General features: G+C 71.2%; 16 protein-coding genes. 5 read left to right on the forward strand and 11 right to left on the reverse strand.

Features of this window, described 5'->3' with window-relative positions; genetic code table 11:
• Positions 1-70 precede the first annotated feature (70 nt).
• Both JW592_RS31760 and JW592_RS31765 read right to left on the reverse strand, forming a co-directional pair.
• Entirely contained in the window at positions 71-865 is a 795-nt protein-coding gene (locus JW592_RS31760) for a response regulator transcription factor (protein WP_209268749.1), read from the reverse strand.
• Between the two features lie 70 nt (positions 866-935).
• Entirely contained in the window at positions 936-1,646 is a 711-nt protein-coding gene (locus tag JW592_RS31765) for a spermidine synthase family protein (RefSeq protein WP_209268750.1), read from the reverse strand.
• A 226-nt stretch (positions 1,647-1,872) separates the two neighbouring features.
• Here JW592_RS31765 and lon point away from each other — a divergent pair, with 226 nt between their 5' ends.
• The gene (gene lon / locus JW592_RS31770) at positions 1,873-4,302 is read left to right on the forward strand and encodes an endopeptidase La (RefSeq protein WP_209268751.1); all 2,430 of its coding nucleotides are present in this window, start codon (positions 1,873-1,875) and stop codon (positions 4,300-4,302) included.
• A 162-nt stretch (positions 4,303-4,464) separates the two neighbouring features.
• Here lon and JW592_RS31775 read toward each other — a convergent pair whose 3' ends face one another.
• A complete protein-coding gene (locus tag JW592_RS31775) occupies positions 4,465-5,418 on the reverse strand; it encodes a lysozyme (protein WP_209268752.1) in 954 nt (317 codons plus the stop codon).
• Positions 5,419-5,654: 236 nt separating this feature from the next.
• Between JW592_RS31775 and JW592_RS31780 the strand changes: the two genes are divergently transcribed.
• On the forward strand, positions 5,655-6,182 hold the full coding sequence (locus JW592_RS31780) for a MarR family winged helix-turn-helix transcriptional regulator (protein WP_229377201.1): 528 nt from the start codon (positions 5,655-5,657) through the stop codon (positions 6,180-6,182).
• Positions 6,183-6,212: 30 nt separating this feature from the next.
• Here JW592_RS31780 and JW592_RS31785 read toward each other — a convergent pair whose 3' ends face one another.
• Together JW592_RS31785 and JW592_RS31790 are read right to left on the reverse strand one after the other, a co-directional pair.
• Entirely contained in the window at positions 6,213-6,845 is a 633-nt protein-coding gene (locus JW592_RS31785) for a roadblock/LC7 domain-containing protein (protein WP_209268753.1), read from the reverse strand.
• Complete coding sequence (locus JW592_RS31790; RefSeq protein ID WP_307805616.1) at positions 6,842-9,691, reverse strand: sensor histidine kinase; 2,850 nt, start codon at positions 9,689-9,691, stop codon at positions 6,842-6,844. Before JW592_RS31790 ends, JW592_RS31785 begins: the two co-directional genes overlap by 4 nt.
• Positions 9,692-10,224: 533 nt before the next feature.
• On the opposite strand from JW592_RS31790, the gene JW592_RS31795 reads away from it, so the two are divergent.
• A complete protein-coding gene (locus tag JW592_RS31795; protein ID WP_209268754.1) occupies positions 10,225-11,052 on the forward strand; it encodes a protein phosphatase 2C domain-containing protein in 828 nt (275 codons plus the stop codon).
• A 107-nt stretch (positions 11,053-11,159) separates the two neighbouring features.
• Here JW592_RS31795 and JW592_RS31800 read toward each other — a convergent pair whose 3' ends face one another.
• From JW592_RS31800 to JW592_RS31825, 6 genes are all read right to left on the reverse strand, one after another.
• The gene (locus JW592_RS31800; RefSeq protein ID WP_307805617.1) at positions 11,160-12,323 is read right to left on the reverse strand and encodes a C40 family peptidase; all 1,164 of its coding nucleotides are present in this window, start codon (positions 12,321-12,323) and stop codon (positions 11,160-11,162) included.
• Between the two features lie 507 nt (positions 12,324-12,830).
• Positions 12,831-13,715: a protein kinase domain-containing protein gene (locus JW592_RS31805; RefSeq protein WP_209268755.1), complete on the reverse strand. Its 885-nt coding sequence runs from the start codon at positions 13,713-13,715 to the stop codon at positions 12,831-12,833.
• Positions 13,716-13,830: 115 nt separating this feature from the next.
• Entirely contained in the window at positions 13,831-14,106 is a 276-nt protein-coding gene (locus JW592_RS31810) for a DUF8847 domain-containing protein (RefSeq protein WP_209268756.1), read from the reverse strand.
• Between the two features lie 4 nt (positions 14,107-14,110).
• Positions 14,111-14,779 (reverse strand): redox-sensitive transcriptional activator SoxR, encoded by a 669-nt coding sequence (gene soxR / locus JW592_RS31815; protein WP_229377202.1) that lies wholly within the window; start codon positions 14,777-14,779, stop codon positions 14,111-14,113.
• Positions 14,780-14,910: 131 nt separating this feature from the next.
• Positions 14,911-15,651, reverse strand: coding sequence for a TetR/AcrR family transcriptional regulator (locus JW592_RS31820; protein WP_209268757.1), 741 nt, complete (start codon positions 15,649-15,651; stop codon positions 14,911-14,913).
• A 106-nt stretch (positions 15,652-15,757) separates the two neighbouring features.
• Positions 15,758-16,705: an AurF N-oxygenase family protein gene (locus JW592_RS31825; RefSeq protein ID WP_209268758.1), complete on the reverse strand. Its 948-nt coding sequence runs from the start codon at positions 16,703-16,705 to the stop codon at positions 15,758-15,760.
• 235 nt (positions 16,706-16,940) lie between these two features.
• On the opposite strand from JW592_RS31825, the gene JW592_RS31835 reads away from it, so the two are divergent.
• Together JW592_RS31835 and JW592_RS31840 are read left to right on the forward strand one after the other, a co-directional pair.
• Positions 16,941-18,050, forward strand: a complete 1,110-nt coding sequence (locus JW592_RS31835) for a ferritin-like domain-containing protein (RefSeq protein ID WP_209268759.1) — start codon at positions 16,941-16,943, stop codon at positions 18,048-18,050.
• Positions 18,051-18,106: 56 nt separating this feature from the next.
• Positions 18,107-19,171: Hsp70 family protein (locus JW592_RS31840; protein WP_209268760.1), on the forward strand; the 1,065-nt coding region annotated here is incomplete at its 3' end.

Consider the following 19,171-nt stretch of genomic DNA (forward strand, 5'->3'; position numbering starts at 1 on the left):
GGCCGACCGGGTGCGGGTGGTCAGCGACGATGACACGGAAACGGACACCACGCTCCGTTCCCTCCGGCCGTCAGGAGCTCTCCGCCGCGGCACCGGTCACCGGTGTCGCGGCGCCGTCCGCACCCGGGGTCTCCAGGGCGTACCCGACGCCGTGCACCGTGCGGATGCGCTCGGCACCGATCTTGCGCCGCAGCGCCTTGATGTGGCTGTCGACGGTGCGGGTGCCCGAGGCGTCGGCCCAGTCCCACACCTCCGCCAGCAGCTGCTCGCGCGAGAGCACAGCCCGGGGTGAGTGCGCCAGGCACACCAGCAGGTCGAACTCGGTGGGGGTCAGATGGACGTCCTCACCGGTGACCCGCACCCGCCGCTGCGCGTGGTCGATCTCCAGCTCGCCGAGCCGGAGTATGCCGCTGCGCGGCGTGTGCGCGGCCAGCGTCGCCCGCTCCACCCTGCGCAGCAGTACGTGCACCCGCGCTGCGACCTCCCGCATGGAGAAGGGTTTGGTCATGTAGTCGTCGGCGCCCACGCCGAGGCCGACCAGCATGTCCGTCTCGTCGTCCCGTGCGGTCAGCATCAGCACCGGCACCGGGCGCTGGGCCTGGACCCGGCGGCAGACCTCCAGGCCGTCGAAGCCGGGCAGCATCACATCCAGCACCAGCAGGTCCGGCTGCCATGCCTCGGCGGTGTCCACGGCCGCGGGCCCGTCACCGGCCGTCTGCACCTGGAAGCCCTCGGCGCGCAACCGCCGCGCGATGGCATCGACGATGGTGGGGTCGTCCTCGACGACGAGGATCCGGCGCTGAGCGCCCGGGGTGGTCGCGGCGGCAGCGCCGCCAGGTGTCTGAGTAGTGTTCTTCTGGTCCATACGACCCCGCCCCTGTGGCTCTTTCCGGCTTTCCTGGGACAGCAGCGTAAGGGCCTGCTACGGGCCTCGGCTACGCCGGTCGTGCTGCGAAGTGGACCACGTCGGGGACGCCTCGGGCGACCGGGATCTCATCCGTCCGAACACGGCAGAATCCCGCATTACGCAGACATCCCTCGAATCTCTCGGACGGCTGTGCCGACCACACGGCGAGGATTCCGCCGGGTGCCAGCGCCGCCCGGCATGCGGCCAGTCCGGCGGGGGAGTAGAGACCGGTGTTGTCCTCGGTGACCGTCCAGTCCGGGCCGTTGTCGACGTCCAGGCACAAGGCGTCGAAGTGCCGCCCCGCGGCCCTCGCCTCGTGGACGTACTCCACCAGGTCGGCCTCCACCAGTTCGGTGCGCGTATCGGCCAGCGCCTCTCCCGAGACGGCGGAGAGCGGTCCTGTGCGGTGCCAGTCGAGGATCGCGGCCTCCCGCTCGACGACGGTGATCCGCCCCCAGCGCGGCTCGTGTGCCGCCTCCACCAGCGAGAAGCCGACCCCGAGCCCGCCGATCAGCAGTCGCGGCCGGTCCCGTTCGCCGAGCTCGTCCAGCGCCGCACGCACCAGCAGCCGTTCCGAACGCCCGTCTGAGGTGTCCATCAGGAAGCAGCCGTTGGCGATGATCTCGAAGTGCGGCCCGCGCCGCCGCAGCACCACCTCGCCGTGCGGCCCCTCCCGCCGCTCGACGGTGACCGTCTGCCCGGCGTCCGCCGGGTCCACAGGAAGCACGGCATTCGACATGGGGGCAGGGTAGGCCGCTTGCTGCTCTCCGCGGGGCCGGGGGAGCACGGGACTACCGCTGCCGCACGGGTGGTTGAGCGGATACGGGCACCCTCGGCCCCCGGCGGCGTGTCCCTCGGCGGGCGATCGCTGACAGCGAACAGATCTCTCCCGCGACCGGGGGAACATACGGAGCCTCAAAAGCATTGAGTGGGTATTACTCAACTTGCCTGCCTAGGGAGAGATCATGGCTGCTGAGTCCCTGGAGTCCACACCGCTCACCCTGCCGGTGCTGCCCATCGACGCCGAGGACGGCGTCGTGCTGCCGGGAATGGTGGTGCCACTGGATCTCTCGGACAGCGACGTGAGAGCCGCCGTCGACGCCGCGAAGTCCGCCGCCTCGGACGCGCCGGACGGCGAGAAGCCCCGGGTGCTGCTGGTCCCCCGGGTCGAGGGGACCTACGCCGAGATCGGCGTCGAGGGCAGGGTGGAGCAGATCGGACGCCTCGCCGACGGCGACCCGGGCGCACTCATCCGCGGCCTGCGGCGGGTCCGGGTCGGCACCGGGACGACAGGGCCCGGAGCCGCGCTGTGGGTCGAGGGCACGCCGGTCACCGAGACCGCGCCCGAGCCCCTGCCCGGCCACGTCACCGAGCTGATGAAGGAGTACAAGGCCCTCATCACCGACTGGCTGCGCAAGCGCGGCGCCTGGCAGGTCGTGGACCGGGTGCAGCAGATCGACGACGTCGGCCAGCTCGCCGACAACGCGGGCTACTCCCCGTTCCTGACCACCGAGCAGAAGCTGGAGCTGCTGGAGACCACCGAACCGGTCGAGCGGCTGAAGACCGCCACGAAGGCACTCCGCGACCACCTGGCCGAGCAGGACGTGGCCGAGTCCATCGCCAAGGACGTCCAGGAGGGCGTCGACAAGCAGCAGCGCGAGTTCCTGCTGCGGCGTCAACTGGAAGCGGTCCGCAAGGAGCTGGCCGAGCTGAACGGCGATCCCGAGGACGAGAGCGAGGACTACCGCGCCCGCGTCGAGGCCGCCGACCTGCCCGAGGAGGTCAGGAAGGCCGCCCTCAAAGAGGTCGACAAGCTCGAACGCTCCAGCGACCAGTCCCCCGAGGGCAGCTGGATCCGCACCTGGCTCGACACCGTCCTGGAGATGCCCTGGAACGAGCGCACCGAAGACGCCTACGACATCTCCGGCGCCCAGGCCGTGCTGGACGCCGACCACGCCGGACTGCAGGACGTCAAGGAGCGCATCACCGAGTACCTGGCCGTACGCAAGCGGCGCGCCGAGCGCGGTCTCGGTGTGGTCGGCGGACGGCGCGGTGGCGCGGTGCTGGCGCTGACCGGGCCCCCCGGGGTCGGAAAGACCTCGCTCGGCGAGAGCGTCGCCCGCGCGATGGGCCGCAAGTTCGTCCGCGTCGCGCTCGGCGGCGTCCGTGACGAGGCCGAGATCCGCGGCCACCGGCGCACCTACGTCGGCGCCCAGCCCGGCCGCGTCGTACGGGCCATCAAGGAGGCCGGTTCGATGAACCCGGTCGTGCTGCTGGACGAGGTCGACAAGGTCGGCTCCGACTTCCGCGGCGACCCGGCGGCGGCCCTGCTGGAGGTGCTGGACCCGGCACAGAACCACACCTTCAGGGACCACTACCTGGAGGTCGAACTCGATCTGTCGGACGTCGTCTTCCTGGCCACGGCCAACGTTCTGGAAGCCATCCCGCAGCCGCTGCTGGACCGGATGGAGGTCGTCGAGCTCGACGGGTACACCGAGCACGAGAAGATCACCATCGCACGCGACCACTTGGTGCCCCGTCAGCTGGAGCGCGCGGGCCTGGAGAGCGGCGAGGTCACCTTCGACGAGGCGGCGCTGCGCAAGCTCGCCGCCGAGTACACCCGGGAGGCGGGCGTCCGCTCCCTGGAGCGGTCCGTGCAGCGGGTGCTGCGCAAGGTCGCTGCCAAGCACCAGCTGGGCGACGCGCAGCTGCCGTACACCGTCGGCGTGGACGAGCTGCGCGAGCTGATCGGCCGCCCACGGCACACCCCCGAGGCCGCACAGGACCCGGCCGAGCGCCGTACGGCGGTGCCGGGCGTGGCGACCGGACTGGCCGTCACCGGCGCGGGCGGTGACGTCCTCTTCGTCGAGGCGTCGCTGGCCGACCCGGAGACCGGTGCCTCCGGACTCACTCTCACCGGTCAGCTTGGCGACGTGATGAAGGAGTCCGCGCACATCGCCCTGTCCTACCTGCGCTCGCGCGGCGCGGAGCTGGAGCTGCCGGTGGGCGACCTCAAGGAGCGCGGCATCCACCTGCACGTGCCGGCAGGCGCCGTGCCCAAGGACGGGCCAAGCGCCGGTGTCACGATGACGACCGCCCTTGCCTCGCTCCTCAGCGGACGCCAGGTACGGCCCGAGGTGGCGATGACCGGCGAGGTCTCGCTGACCGGGCGGGTGCTGCCCATCGGAGGCGTCAAGCAGAAGCTCCTGGCCGCCCACCGCGCCGGGGTGACCACGGTGGTCATCCCCAAGCGGAACGAGCCCGACCTGGACGACGTACCGGCCGAGGTGCTGGACGACCTCGACGTCCACCCGGTCTCCGACATCCGCCAGGTGCTGGAGCTGGCCCTGACCCCCGCACAGACCCCTGCGCGGGAGGCGCCGGTCGCGGCGTGACGGACGTGACCGGCAACAGAGTGGCCCCCACCGCAGGGTGGGGGCCACTCACGTACGAGGGCGCTCAGCCGCCGTTGGCCAGGGCCTTCAGCTGGTCCATCGCCCCATTGCTGTGTTGTGTGGGGGCAACCCCCACGCCCCCGGCCGGGGGTGGTTGCGGTGTCAGCCGCCGTTGGCCAGAACCTTCAGCCGGTCCATCGCCCCATTGAAGTAGTCGTGGTCGCCCACGGTCGGGCCGGAGGAGGTGTACTGCCAGAAGGTCCAGAATCCCCAGCCGGCCGGCAGGGTGCCCGGCGAGGAGGCGTAGCGGGCGATCCAGAGGGGGTTGGAGTTTCCGAAGGCGCTGGTGTTGCCGGTGCACTGCGTCCACCAGCTCGTGGTGGTGTAGATGACCGCGTCACGTCCGGTCCGCGCCTTGTACGTGCTGGTGAAGTCCCTGATCCAGTTCACCATCGCGCTCTTGCTCAGGCCGTAGCAGGTGGCGCCGTAGGGGTTGTACTCGATGTCGAGCACACCCGGCAGCGTCTTGCCGTCCTTGCTCCACCCGCCGCCGTTGCTGGCGAAGTAGTTCGCCTGCGTGGCACCGCTGGAGGAGTTGGGCAGCGCGAAGTGGTAGGCGCCCCTTATCATGCCGACGTTGTAGGAGCCGTTGTACTGCTGTGCGAAGTAGGGGTTCTTGTAGCTCGTGCCCTCCGTCGCCTTCGAGTAGGCGAAGCGCACCCCGCTGTTCCACAGGGTCGACCAGGCGACGTTCCCCTGGTGGCTGCTGACGTCCACACCGTGGACCGACGCGAGCAGCCCCGCGCGCTTCTTGTCGGGCGGAGTGCCCTTCGTCGAGTCCGCCTCGTGCATCTGGACGCCCGCGCCCATCCAGGCTTCCCCGGGCTTGCCCGGCGCCTTGGGGTTGCTGCGCAGGCCCTCAGCGCCCTTGGCCGATTCCGTGGCCTTGCCGGACTCTGCGGCCGTGGCCGACTTCGTACCGCCGTCCTCGTTGTCGGGGACAGCCGACGCCGCCCCCGGGAGTGCCAGGACGAGCGCGAGAAGGGAGACGAACATCCCGATGACAGCCGCGATTCCGCGTCTGCGACGGGCCGTACCGGATCTGAAGCTGGGCATCGCTGCCTCCGGAGCCTCGGTGGTGGGGGTCTGGTACGTGCGTAGTATTTACCGACGTGGGGGGTTTTGCCCCGCGACGCGCGGAGCGACAACACGCCACTGGTGTGGTCATGTCAGGGCGAAGGTACGCGCGTAGACCGGCCACGCGGAAGACGCCCCACCGTCTGCCGTTGGTCTACTCCTGCGAAATACTGGCGGAGCTGGGACGATCGGGCTGGCTGGAGATAAGTTTCTGCATGGAAAACCACGGAGACACCACTGACGTGCACAAGAACTCCACCGACTCCCCGAACGGCGCCTCCGCGGTCGACGACCCCGTGGAGGCGTTCGGCCCCGAATGCCTGGATGTGGAGCGGGAGTTGGCCGTCTTCCTGCGCCGGGCGCGCGCCTCGTCCGGTGAGATGGCCCGCCAGGTCCACCCCGATCTGGAGCCCGCCGCCTACGGGCTGCTGGTACGTCTCGAGGACGCCGGGGAGCAGCGGGCGACCGAACTCGCCGGATATTTCGGCGTCGGCAAGGCGACGATAAGCCGCCAGCTGCAGGCGCTGCTCCAACTCGGACTGGTCGACCGGCGCCCCGATCCGGCCGACCGCCGCGCCTCACTCGTCCATCTCACCCCGGAGGGACGCCGGCGCTTCACCCGCGTGCGGGACGCGCGCCGTCTGTCGTACGCCCGCAAGCTGGCCGCCTGGGACCGACGCGAGATCGCCGAGTTGGCCCGCCTGCTCCACCGCCTCAATTCGCTGGCGGACCAGGAGGAGTGAACCAGGAGGCATGAAGGGGGCAGCGGGCCCTCACCGGGTCGCAGCCGCCCCGACCTCCCCCCTCAGCTCGTTCCGCAGTTCAGGGGTGAGCACATGGCCGGCCCGGCCCACGAAGAGACCCATCTGATAGCCGACCGCCGCCAGGTCGCCGTCGGCCGCCGCGTGCACCCCGAGCAGCGAGCCGTCCCCGATGGCCATGACGAGCAGCGCGCCCTCGTCCATGGACACCATGGTCTGCTTCACTGCGCCACCTCCCATCAGATCGGCCGCCGCGAACGTCAGCGAGGCCACCCCGGAGACGAGGGCGGCCAGATCGCCGCTCGTGCCCCTGGGGCCGCGCGCCCGGGAACCTCCGCGCCGCCTGCGCACCGGCATCCCGGGCATCCCGTTCCGCGGCCCCTGCTGGTCGCCGGGCGGGTGTTCGCGCGGCTGTTCGTACGGCTGTCTGTGCCGCTGCTCCTGGGGCTGTGCCCGCGCGGCGCCCAGTGTGACGGCTCCGTGCTCCGTCCCCAGCGCCGGATCGGACGCCAGCAGCAGGAGCCCGTCCGACGAGACGACGGCCACGGAGCGGATACCCGGCACCTCCTCGACCAGTTTGTCGAGGAGCCAGCGGAGGTTACGTGCCTCCGCGCTGCCGGAGATCCCTGTGGTGAGCGGATTCACTTACGTGCCTCCTCGGCGGTACCACCGTCAACCTGCGCCCCCGCTCGCTCTTCCGCATTGCCGGTGTCCTCAGTCTGCTCGTCCCGTGCGGCCTGGCCAGTCTGCCGGGCCGCACGCTGCTGCTGTTCGTGCTGGGGCCGCTGATCGTGCTGGGCCTGCTTGCTGTGCTGGTCCTGTCGAGGCCCTTCGGCCTCGGCGACGGAGCCGGGGGCTGAGGCGGCGGGGGTCACCCCGGTGTCCGTGCGCATACCCGACTCCGGAAGCGCCGCGTCCGACACACCCGCGTCCCGCAGGCCCTTCTTGGTGCCCTGCTGGAACCCGTCGAGCTTCCGCCGCAGCTCCTCCGCTGAGGCGCCGCCCTTGCGCGGACGGGGTACGGACGGCTCATGCGCTGTCTCCCTGCGGACCCGCTGGGGCAGCCCCGGATGCACGGCGGAGCCCTGCGGCTCGGCCGGCTCGGCGGACGGTGCCGGCTCGGTGGACGGCGCCGACTCGGCCGACTGCGCCGGTCCCTCTTCCGTCCTCCGTTCCGGGATCGGAGCCGCGGCCGGAGCCGGGGTCGCAGCCGCGGCTGGAGCGGGGGCCTGGTCCTCGGCCCTGGCGTGCTCGTCGCCCTCCGGGGCGTGCTCGTCCCCAAGGTGTGCGTGCTCGTCCTCCGGCGCGCCGTGGCCGACCAGCAGTGCACCCGGGACGGTCACATCGGCAACGGTGCCGCCGCCCTCCCGTGCGCGCAGCCGCACCCGTATCCCGTGCCGTGCCGAGAGCCGGGCGACCACGTACATGCCCAGCCCCCAGGACACGCCCGCTTCCTGCGCCGTCGTCACGGTCAGCGGTTCGGCCAGCCAGGTGTTCAGCTCGGTGAGCTGCGCCCCGGCCATGCCCTCGCCCGCGTCCTCCACGGACACCACGGCCTCGCCCGTTGCCCGCGTCCGTGCGCTCAGCAGCACCGCGGACTCGGTGGAGGAGAAAGCAGCGGCGTTGTCGAGGAGTTCGGCCACCAGGTGGCTCAGGTCGTCCGCCGCCGGACCGCTCACCCGTACATCGGGCGGGAGCGTCCCCAGCTCGACGCGTTCGTACTGCGCTATCTCGCTGACAGCCGCGCGCAGCACGTCGAGCAGCGGTGCCGGGCCGGCAGCCTCCGGGACTGCGCCGCGCTCCCCGCGCTCCGTGCCCGCCAGCAGCAGCAGATTCTCGCTGTGCCGTCGCATACGGGTGGCCAGGTGGTCCAGCTTGAACAGGGTTTCGAGCCGGTCGGGGTCGGCCTCCTTCTCCTCCAGCCCCTCGATGATGCCCAGCTGCTGCTCGACCAGCGTCAGCGTTCGGGTGCCCAGGTCGGCGAAGGTGCTGTGGTCCGCCTCCGAGCCGGCCGCGCGGGGTGCTTCGCCCACCCGGGTGTCGTCGGCCACAACCGAGCTTGTGTCGAGGACGCTGCCGTGCGGTTGCCGGGCGGCCGACTGCTCGCGTGCGGTCTCCAGCTCGGCCCGTAGGGCGGCGAACTCCTCGCCCAGCAACCGGTGCTTCTCCGTCAGCTTGGCCTTCTCCACCGCCAGCTCGTCCTGCTCGCGCTCCGCGCAGGCCGATCGGCGCTTCAGATCGGCAGCCGTGGTTCGCAGCGTGTTGAGTGCTCTCACCACATCGGCGAACTCGTCGTTCCGGCCCTTGAAGGTGATCGGCTCCTCTGCCGCCGGGTCCTGGGCGATCCGCTTCGAACCGCGCTTGAGCACCGACAGCGGCCGGGTGAGCGAGCGGGCCGTGGCCACGCTGACCGCGACGGCGAGCAGCAGACAGCCTCCCACCAGCCCGGCCCGCAGCTGCAGAGCCGTCACATCGTCGTCCCGCAGTCTCTCCAGCCGCTTGATCTCCGCGGCCGCGAACGACGACTGCACTCCTCGCATATGGGCGAGTCGGGCCGAAACGGAGCTGTCGAAGCGCTCCCGGTCCACAGCGCGGGCAGCGGGCGTGAGGCGGTTCTGCGCGGTGACGACCTTCAGATAGCGCTCGGCGACGTTGACGTCCGCGCCGTTGACCGTCGTGTTGTAGGTCTCGCGGGCCTTGGTGTCAGCCGTCTCCTCGAAGTCCGCCAGCGCTGCCTGCTCCCGCACGCGCGCCTGTCCCGCCGCCGTTACCAGGGAGCGCTGGGTCCCCTGCCCCGCGAGCGCCGCCTCCAGCAGGCCACGGGTGGCCGATGCCTGCTCCACGGCGCGTGCCAGGTCGGGCAGGGCCGCAGCCGTCCGGTTCTCAGCGCGCGCCGGCAGTCCGTCGGCGATGCCGCGGGTGAGCTGACGGAGTGTCTTGATGAGTGCGGAGTAGGACTCGTAGGCGTCCAGCGGGCCGCCCTTGCCTGCCATGGCGCGCTGCCGGACGGCGGGCAGCTTCTTGAGGGCCTCCACGACCGTGCCGGGGGAGGCGGACGGGGCGGCGGACCCCGACGGTGCGGAGGAGGCGGCCACCCGCAGCTCGCGGACCCGCCTGTCCACCCTGTCGCGCTGGGCCTCCGTGACGCCCGTACCGCCCTTGCCGCTGCGGCCGGCCGCGAGGTGCTCCACCATGCCGTCGCGCTCGTCCGCGAGGGAGTGGGACAGGGCGATGGCCTGCTGATCGAGCCGGGCCAGATCCACGAGGGCCTGCGCGTCAGCGGCGTCCTGGGAGCCGGCCACCAGGGTGGGCGCTCCCGCCGCCACGACGGCCACCGCACCTACCGCGACGGACATCAACAGCCTGTTGCGCACCCGCGCGCGCCGACGTCCCACCGGGGTGAGCGCCTCCGCTTCCGCGGAGGGAGTGGCGCCGGTGCCGGTCGCCGTGGCCTGGGGAACGTCCGCACTGAGACGTTGCTTCTTCCGCACCCGCACTCGCAATCTCGTCCCGCCTCTCCCGGAGGGCCCGGGCGGCACAGTCCAACGTGTGTGGCGAGAGGGTGGCCCCGCCCCCGCGCCGGCACCCTCTGCGACCTTCGGTTCCCAGCTTTCTCTCCGGGCCTTGGGCCGCGCGGTGCTCCGCGGTGTCCCCACACTCGACGACCGACCTTGGCAGTGCGCTCCTGAGGCGGGTGAGAATCCCCTGCTGGGCCACCCGAAGGAGTGAACATCACTCCTCGGCGGCGGAACAACTCGGCCTGAGCCGGGCGCTGTCCGCACCTCGGGCGCTGGTTGGAAATCCGTCCCGCGTCCTGGCAGGATGCCTGTCGCACTTTGTGGAGGGTCTGATTCCGCTCTGCGCCCGGTCGCTTTCCGGCCGACCTCGCCTGCCTGCGCCCGGGCACCCGGCAACGCCCGAGAGTGCATCGGCACCGTCGCGCACGCCTCCGAGGCGGGACGTGGAGCAGCCGTCACGGCGGTCACGGGCCGCTCGAAGATCGACGGTCCGGCAGACTGCCGTCATGCGCATCGACATGGTCACCGAACCCGGCAATCCTCAACGCCTCAACGAGGATTACGCGTCGGCCGCCCTGCCCGCCTCCGGCACCGGCGGAGCCCTCGTGGTGCTGGACGGTGTCACCCCGCCCGAGGGGAATGACGGGTGCCGCCACGGAGTGCCGTGGTTCGTGGCGCGGCTCGGTGGTGCCTTGCTCGAACTCGCGGGGGCGTGCGGCAACATGGGCTTGGCCGAATGCCTCGCTGCCGCGGTGGCCCGCACGGCTGACGCCCATCGGGAGACATGTGATCTTTTTCACCCGCGTACTCCTCAGGCAACCGTCGTCGTGGCCCGCTGGGACGAGGAGCGCGTCGAACACCTGGTGCTGTCCGATTCCGTCCTCCTGGTCGAGGCCGCCGACGGCACGGTCCGCCCCGTACTCGACCGGCGGCTGGCCGAACTGCCGCCCACCGTGCGGGCGCTGCGCGACCGGGTGCGCCGTACCGGTGAGGCATCGGACCGCGCGGCCTACGTACGCGCCGTCGAGGACCTGCGGAACGCTCCGGACGGCAGCGGCTTCTACACGGCCGCCGCAGACCCGGGCGTCGCGGCGCACGCGGTGACGGGCAGTGAGCCGAGGGCGGACGTCCGCGCCCTGCTCGCCCTCACCGACGGCGCCACCCGCTGGACGGAGACGTTCCACCTCGGCGACTGGACCGGGCTCTTCTCTCTCGTCCGCAAGGAAGGGCCGCGTGCCCTCGTCAACCGGGTCCGTACCGCCGAGTCGGAGCACGCGCCGCTCCGCGGAAAGCGGCACGACGACGCCACAGCGCTCCTCGCCGAACTGGAGTGAGGCCGACGCCCGCCTCCTGGGCCCGCAGTCGGCCACCGGGCCCCGGACCGCCGGTCCGGTCGCCGTCCCGGGAGGCGGTCCACCCCCTGTCGTCACCCCGATCCGCCTCACGCGCGCCGCCCGTCCGGGCGCACCGCGCCGATGGGCGGGCTCGCGGCGAGCGGGGTCAGCCGCACCGCGCTCCCCGGCCGGGGAGCGTGCACCACGCGTCCGCCTCCCGCGTACATGCCCACATGGGTCGCTCCCTTGAAATAGATCACCAGGTCGCCGGGGCGCAGCTCGTCCAGCGGCACCTTCGGCAGCCGGCGCCACTGCTCCTGGCTGGTCCGTGGAATGTCGCGGTTCGCATGGCGCCACGCCCGCCAGGTCAGTCCGGAGCAGTCGAAGGCGCGTGGCCCCTCGGCGCCCCATGCATAGGGCTTGCCGACCTGCTTCAGGGCCCAGTGGAGGGCTTTCCGTCCCTGCGCCGAGGCCGAGCCCCTGGCACCGCTGGGGTCCAGCGCGCCCGAGGCCACCAGCTTCTGCTGCGCCGCGTCAGCGCGATCCTGCTCCAGCTCGCCCAGACGAGCGCGCTGATCCCCGGTCAGCGAGGAGAGCAGCCGCTCGACCTTCCGCAGCCGCTTGCGCACCTCGTTTCGCTGCTCCTTCTTCCGCTTCGCCAGCCGCTCCTGCCGCGCCAGTGCCTCCCGCGCCCGTTTGGCCGCAGCCGCGTGCCGCCGTGTGCCGTCGCTCAGCCTCCGTACCGTGGCCGCCTGGTCGCCGGCGGCCCGCTTCAGCAGATGCCCCCGCTCCAGCAGCCGGTGGGGGTCCTGGGCGAGCAGCATGTGCACCGTGGGCGGGAGGCCGGTGCCCGCGCCCCGGTACTGCTGGCGGGCCAGCTCACCGGCCCGCCGCCGCTCGGCCGCCAGCGTGGAGCGGGCCCGCGAGAGCTGGGCCTGCGCCCGGCGGGCCGCCGCCCGCTGGGTCTTCAGCCTCTCCGCCGTACGGTTGTACGCCTCTGACGCCTCCTCAGTGCGCTGATACAGCAGCCCCAGCTCGCCCAGCAGTTCGCTGACCGACTTGCGCCCCGCGTCGGGTGGCCCCGGCGCAGGTCCGGGTCCCGGCGTGCCGGGCGCCCTCGCACCCGCCGCCTGAGCCGAACCGAGACCGGGTGCTGCGGGCACCAGTACGGCCACGGCCGCCAGCACGAGCCCGGCCGACACCGCGCCGATGCCCGGTCCGGGCACGCCGTCCGGCCCCCGTCGGCGCCCCTCCCTGCCCCGTCCGCTCACCGGTCGCCCTCCTCGGCGAGCCGGCCACGCTTTCGTCTGCCACAACGCCCTCAACACCGCACACCTCGCTCCCGAGCGGCGTCTCCCCGTCATCGACCGCTCTGCGGCGATCGTGGCACGGCCGAGGCCACCGGCTCAGGGCGAGCTGAGCGGCTGGGCGGACGTCTCTCACTCGATCGAGACAACGGCGAACCCGTATCCGGGTCGGAGGCCCCCCGGCGGCGCCCGCTCGTACTGCGGAGAGCGATGCGATCCTGGTCCGGCCGCGTGCCTGGTTACGCGGGCGCTCTGGGCCCGGTATGGCACCAACGAGCAGAAATCGCCGGTCTCTACCGCTGCCGCGCCGCCGTGTCCAGCACCCTCGGCCGAGCCGTCTTCACCCGCAGGAGTGACCAGGGCGGGTTGGCAGCTCACGCGCACCGCAACTCAGCGGCCCTCATGCCCCTCAGGTCCCTCAGGTTCCTCAGACCCCTCGGGTTCCTCAGACCTCTCAGGTCATCCCGACCGTCAGTGACCCCAGCCCCACCGCCCGGCCAGGGCCCGGGCCTCGTCCGCACGACTGCCGATCTCGTGGAGATACGGCTCCGGAAGCCACTCCCGCGCCGGGCGGTTCGCGGTGCCCGAGATGTCCAGTGTGTGGGCCAGCGACTCGGGGTGCGGGCGGGTCTCGGGCGCTTTGTGCAGGCAGGCGAGGAGCGGCACGCACAGCGAGTCGGGCACCGCCGCCAGATCCGGCCCCTCCCGTGCCGAGGGCAGCGCGCTGTCCTCGAAGGGGTGTCGGGCACTCGCTGCCAGTGCCAGCACGGTGCCCAGCGCGAAGACGTCCTCGGCCCTCCGCGCCGACGGCCCGAAGCCCGCAGCGCCGACGGCCGCCGAGCGTCGGCCCAGCGCGATTCCGTAGTCCACCAGGCGCGGCCCGTCGGCCGTCAGCAGCACATTCGAGGCCCGCAGGTCACCGTGTGCCGTTCCGGCAGCGTCCAGCGTGGCCAGGGCACGGGCGAGGGCGCCGCCCAGCGCGCGGACGGACATTTCCGGCAGCGGCCCGTACCTGGCCACCAGCGCGGACAGCGACACCCCCGGCACGAACGCCTCGGCGATCCACGGGTGCTCGCTGTCGAGTTCGCAGCCGAACGCGTGGGCGACGAAGGGGCTGTCGACGGCGTCGGCGACCCGCGCCGTCTCCTGCCGCAACCGCGCCCTCAGTTGGCGGTCGCGCAACAGTTCGGGGCGCACGGCGCGCACCGCCACCGCCCTTTTGCGCGCACCCCGTCGCGGGGTGCCCTTGCCCAGGTAGACGGTGCCCGCCCCACCGTGTCCGAGGACTCCGAAGAGCCGGAAGGGGCCGAGCCGCCGAGGGTCCGTCTCGCGCAGTCGCGCGATGCCTTCGATCACGCCAGCAGGAAACCTTCTCCCTGTGACGCTGTCCAGGCTGCGCGGCGCCTCCCCGCGCCCCCCGCCGGCGCCGCGCGGAGCGAGCCTCCGGGGTAACCGGTCCAGACCACTGGCGTCAGCTGCCGCGCCTCTTGCGCCACGGCAGCCGCTCCAGCGGGCTCTTGGCGGGCCGTCCTTCGGGTTCGTAGACGTACTTCCAGCCTCGCGGCAGCCCCAGGCGGTTCACGGCGGCGGGTTCGAGCCGGTAGACGTGGACCACGGTCGGGCCGCCCTCCGGGTCGGGTACCGGCACCTCGTAGCTGCGCGGCGGCCTGCCGGTCGGTCCCAGGGGAACGGAGAGCGTCCTTCCGTCCAGCGGCCCGCCACTGAAGGCGGTCTCCTCGCTGCGCACCGTCTCAGACCGTTCCGCTGTCGGACCCGGCGGCAACCACCGCGCGGTCACCGGAGTCCGTGCCCGGCGAACCGTCCTCCTGGGTGACGCACGAGTCGGCCTGGGAGGCACACGAATCCGCCCCCTTCCGCGCGGCACTGGAGCCGCGGTCCGCGGAATCCTCCTCGCCCCGGCAGCCGGAACCGGACTGCTCGCCGCGAGCCGGGTCCGGGCCGCAGGGCTGGGCGAGCTGGCGGGCTCCAGGTCCCTGCTCGCCCAGTCGGTCCATGGGATTGACCAGTGCGCAGGACGTCAGCGACAGGCAGCCGCAGCCGATGCAGTCGGTGAGGTGGTCGCGCAGCTGCTCCATGAGGGCGATCCGCTGGTTGAGGTCTTCTCGCCAGCACTCCGAGACGGCCGCCCAGTCGTCCCTGGTGGGCGTGCGGCCCTCCGGCAGCAGGGCGAGCGCGTCCCGGATGGCGGCGAGTGGCAGGCCGAGCCGCTGGGACGCCCGGATGAAGGCGACGCGGCGCAGCGTGTCGCGACTGTAGCGGCGCTGGTTGCCCGAGGTGCGGCGGCTGCTGATGAGCCCTTCGCGCTCGTAGAAGCGCAGGGTGGACGTGGCCACACCGGCACGCTCCGCCAGCTCTCCGACGGTGGCTTCCTTGGCCTTCCATGACAGCTGAGTCGGCATGGGCTCAGCCTAGACCAGGCTTCAAGTAATCTTTAAGTCTCAGTACGTGGCAGCCCGGTACGCGCCCCACGGCCCGGTACGCGCTCCACGGCCCGGTACGTGCCCCACGGCGCGTACGCCCAGGCGCCCCCTCACAGCAGGTGCCCGGAGTCGGCGACCACCGGCAGCACCCGGCGCACCAGCTGTGTGACGGCACCGTCGGGCTCCTCCAGCGCCAGCGCCCGCCGGGTCACGGCAGCGGCCTGCGGGTCGCCGGCCGCCGTCGCGGTCAGTACGGCGACGAAGTGGTCGACCAGCCAGTCCCGCAGCTCCGGCAGCGGGGGCTGCTTGCCCTCGTCCAGCCAGATCAGCGAGGCGGCCTCCACGGCGGAGATCCACGTCCGTACGGCCAGCCGCAGCCGCGGTGACCCATGGCCCTGGCTGCCCTGCTCGGCTTCCAGGTGGGAGAGGATCTGTTCGGCGGCGTCCCTGCGCACCTCGTCGACAATGGCGTTCGTGCGGGAGGTCTCCACCACGCTGCCGCCCTGCAGCAGGGCCATGAAACCCGCGTCGTGTTCGTCGACGAAGGCCAGGTAGCGGTCCAGCGCGCGGGCCAGCCGTGTGGTGAGCGGCCCGGTGGGCGGCTCGGCGAAGCACTGTTCGAGCTGATCGGCCGCGCTGCGCAGCGCGGCCTCGTACAGCTGCTGCTTGCCGCCGGGGAAGTACCGGTAGACGAGCGGTCGCGACACCCCGGCCGAGACCGCCACGTCGTCCAGCGACACATCCTCCGGCGGCCGGTTTGCGAACAGGCCCAGCGCGTGTCCGAGCAGTTGGCTGCGCCGCTCGTGCACGCTCAGCCTGCGATACGCCGGGGCGGTGCCGCTGCTGCTCATGCAGTGCAGCGTAACTGTCCCGGCGGCGTCGGTGTTCGCCCCGGGCCCCTGAGTTCCGCACGGTTGCTTCACGGGGCCCTCATGAACCGCCCACGGCCCCTCGGGGTCACTTGGCCAGCAGTCCCGAACTGACCCAAAGCTTGCGGCCGACGCCTCGCAGTACGCCGATGTCGTCCAGGAAGTCGGTCAGCCGCTTGGCGCCGGCCTGCATGATCTCGCGGCGGTGGCCGCTGGCCTTCACCTGGGCGACGGCCTCCTTCTTGTTCAGTCCGACGTTCTCGTAGACCTGCGGGTTGACGAAGGAGATGGAGAAGACGCGGGCTGCCTCACCCGAGCTGATGCGGGTCAGCTCGGCCTCCCACCGCGGGCACTTGACCATCTGACGGCGCAGCTCCTCGCGCGCGTAGCGCACATGCCGGGCCTCTTCGATGACGTGGATCCGCGTGACACCGCGCACCAGCGGCTGGATGCGCTCGTCCGGGAAGGTGAGCCGCTGCATCCAGTCCAGGATCTCCTCGCCCAGCAGCGTCGCGGTGAACGAACCGGGCGTGGTGGAGACGGTCTTCAGGAGCCGCGCCATGTTGTGGTGCAGCCGGGAGACGGGGTACGCGGGCGCCCCGCCCCGCTTGATCATGCGTGCGAACATCATCGAGTGCCGGCACTCGTCGGCGATCTCGGTCAGTGCGTAGCGGACGTGGTTGCTGGTCAGCGGCTTGTCGTAGATGTGCCGTACCAGCAGCTGCATCAGAATGACCTCGAACCAGATGCCCAGTGAGGCGAGCGAGGCAGCCTCGTGGCGGGCCAGGTCCATCCGCTGCTCCTCGGACATCCGCTTCCACAGCGGGGTGTCGTAGAGCGACACCAGCTCCGGTGGCCAGAACCACTTGTCGTCCTCGAACGGGGCTTCCCAGTCGAGTTCGGTGTCGGGGTCGAATGAGTGCTTCCTGGAGGACTCGAGGAGGCGCTCGGCGACCTGCTCGCGGTCCTTGAGCAGACCGAGGGCGTCCCTGAGCACCTCGCGTTCCATATCGGCGATGTCAGGCGCTGTCGTCATGCTGGGGCACCTCTTCGTTGCGGGTGCCGGCGATCTCGTACGAGTGTTACCGGCGGTCACCTCTGCTGTCATCTCTTATGAGACTGCCTGTCAGCAAGGACGTCAATCCCCCGCGCACGACTTGTTGACCGGGCGGTAACACGCGTGTGAGCCTGCCAACTACCCGCCCGTACGGAGCAACGCGGGACCGGTCCCGGTCCCGTACCGGGCAGTTCGTGGACTGAAGGAGACGTCTGTGTCCTCACACGATCTCTATACGCACGCGACCGACGCCCCCCTCTGGCAGATCCCCGCCTCCGGCAGTGCGCGCTTCTCCTGGGAGTACGACGACGGGCGCGACCGCCTGCTGGCCCTCTACCAGAAGGGCAAGGACAAGCAGTGGGACGGGCAGCGCCGCATCGACTGGGACCTGGAGGTCGACCCGAACGACCCGCTGGGCACCCCCGACGAGGCCATGACGCTCTACGGGACGCCCTACTGGGACAAGATGAGCGAGGCCGAACGCGGCGAACTGCGCAAGCACTACGCCTCATGGCAGTTCAGCCAGTTCCTGCACGGCGAACAGGGCGCCATGGTGTGTGCCGCACGGATCGTGGAGTCCGTGCCCGACATGGATGCGAAGTTCTACTCGGCGACACAGACCATGGACGAGGCCCGGCACGCGGAGGTCTACGGCCGCTTTCTCCACGAGAAGGTCGGCATGCTGTACCCGATCAACGACAACCTCCAGTCGCTCCTCGGCGACACCCTGAGCGACTCCCGCTGGGACATGCCCTACCTGGGCATGCAGGTGCTGATCGAGGGTCTGGCGCTGGCGGCCTTCGGCATGATCCGGGACACCACGGACAAGCCGCTGCCCAAGCAGATCCTCGCCTACGTCATGCAGGACGAGGCCCGCCATGTCGCCTTCGGCCGGATGGCGCTGCGGGACTACTACAAGCAGCTGTCCGACGCCGAACTGCGCGAGCGCGAGGAGTTCGTCATAGAGGGCTGCTACCTGATGCGCGACCGCCTCAAGGGCGCCGAGGTGCTGGAGAACTTCGGTATCCCACGGGCCGAGGCCGACACCCTCAGCGAGCAGTCGGAGTACACGCAGCTCTTCCGCAGGCTCCTCTTCAGCCGCATCGTCCCCTGTGTGCGGGACATCGGCCTGTGGGGTGAACGCCTCCAGCGGGCCTATGTCGACATGGGTGTCTTCGAGATGGGCAACCAGAATCTCGACCTGCTGATGGCGCAGGACGAGGAGATCGCCGAGAAGCTGGACGCCGAGCGCTTCGCCGCCGAGGAAGCCGAACGGACGGCTGAGGTGGCCGAAGCCATCGAGGAGGGCAAGACTCAGGTGTAGCCCAACCGGCACTTCGTCGGCTCGCGAAGATGCCGGCACTCCTGAGGAGGACGGCCATGGCACGCGCTGTCGGAATCGACCTCGGCACCACCAACTCGGTGGTCAGCGTCCTGGAGGGCGGCGATCCCACGGTCGTCGTCAACGCCGAGGGTGCCAGGACCACGCCGTCAGTGGTGGCGTTCGCCAAGGGCGGCGAGGTGCTGACGGGTGAGGTCGCCAAGCGGCAGGCGGTCACCAACGTCGACCGCACCGTCCGCTCCGTCAAGCGCCACATGGGTGAGGCCGGCTGGCGCTTCCCGGAGTCCGGCAGCATCGACGGCAAGTCCTTCACGGCCCAGGAGATCTCGGCCCGCGTCCTGCAGAAGCTCAAGCGGGACGCGGAGAGCTACCTCGGGCAGGACGTCACCGACGCCGTCATCACCGTGCCGGCGTACTTCAACGACGCGCAGCGGCAGGCCACCAAGGAGGCCGGCGAGATCGCGGGTCTGAAGGTGCTGCGCATCATCAACGAACCCACAGCGGCCGCGCTGGCCTACGGGCTCGACAAGGAGGAGGAGCAGACGGTCCTCGTCTTCGACCTCGGGGGCGGCACGTTCGATGTGTCGCTGCTGGAGATCGGCGAGGGTGTGCTGGAGGTGAAGGCCACAGCGGGCGACACCCACCTGGGCGGTGACGACTGGGACCAGCGCGTCGTCGACCATCTGGTCAAACGCTTCCAGTCCGGCCACGGCGTGGACCTGTCCAAGGACAAGATGGCCGTCCAGCGGCTGCGCGAGGCCGCTGAGAAGGCGAAGATCGAGTTGTCCTCGTCCACCGAGACGACGATCAACCTGCCCTATATCACCGCAACGGCCGAGGGGCCGCTGCACCTGGACGAGCAGATGTCCCGCACGCAGTTCCAGCAGTTGACCGAAGATCTGCTGGAGCGGTGCAAGACGCCGTTCCACCAGGCGGTGAACGACGCGAACGTCGAGCTGTCCGACATCAACCATGTGATCCTGGTCGGCGGCTCCACCCGGATGCCCGCGGTGACGGAACTCGTCAAGGAGCTCACCGGGCGGGACCCGCACAAGGGCGTGAATCCGGACGAGGTGGTCGCCGTCGGTGCGTCCCTGCAGGCT

Origin of the sequence: Streptomyces spirodelae, assembly GCF_017676385.1 — a bacterium.
GTDB lineage: Bacteria > Actinomycetota > Actinomycetes > Streptomycetales > Streptomycetaceae > Streptomyces > Streptomyces spirodelae.

Coding starts and splice junctions, on each gene's coding strand:
- JW592_RS31760 (WP_209268749.1), bottom strand. CDS start 865: ATGGACCAGAAGAACACTACTCAGACACCTGGCGGCGCTGCCGCCGCG.
- JW592_RS31765 (WP_209268750.1), bottom strand. CDS start 1,646: ATGTCGAATGCCGTGCTTCCTGTGGACCCGGCGGACGCCGGGCAGACG.
- lon (WP_209268751.1), top strand. CDS start 1,873: ATGGCTGCTGAGTCCCTGGAGTCCACACCGCTCACCCTGCCGGTGCTG.
- JW592_RS31775 (WP_209268752.1), bottom strand. CDS start 5,418: ATGCCCAGCTTCAGATCCGGTACGGCCCGTCGCAGACGCGGAATCGCG.
- JW592_RS31780 (WP_229377201.1), top strand. CDS start 5,655: ATGGAAAACCACGGAGACACCACTGACGTGCACAAGAACTCCACCGAC.
- JW592_RS31795 (WP_209268754.1), top strand. CDS start 10,225: ATGCGCATCGACATGGTCACCGAACCCGGCAATCCTCAACGCCTCAAC.
- soxR (WP_229377202.1), bottom strand. CDS start 14,779: ATGCCGACTCAGCTGTCATGGAAGGCCAAGGAAGCCACCGTCGGAGAG.
- JW592_RS31820 (WP_209268757.1), bottom strand. CDS start 15,651: ATGAGCAGCAGCGGCACCGCCCCGGCGTATCGCAGGCTGAGCGTGCAC.
- JW592_RS31825 (WP_209268758.1), bottom strand. CDS start 16,705: ATGACGACAGCGCCTGACATCGCCGATATGGAACGCGAGGTGCTCAGG.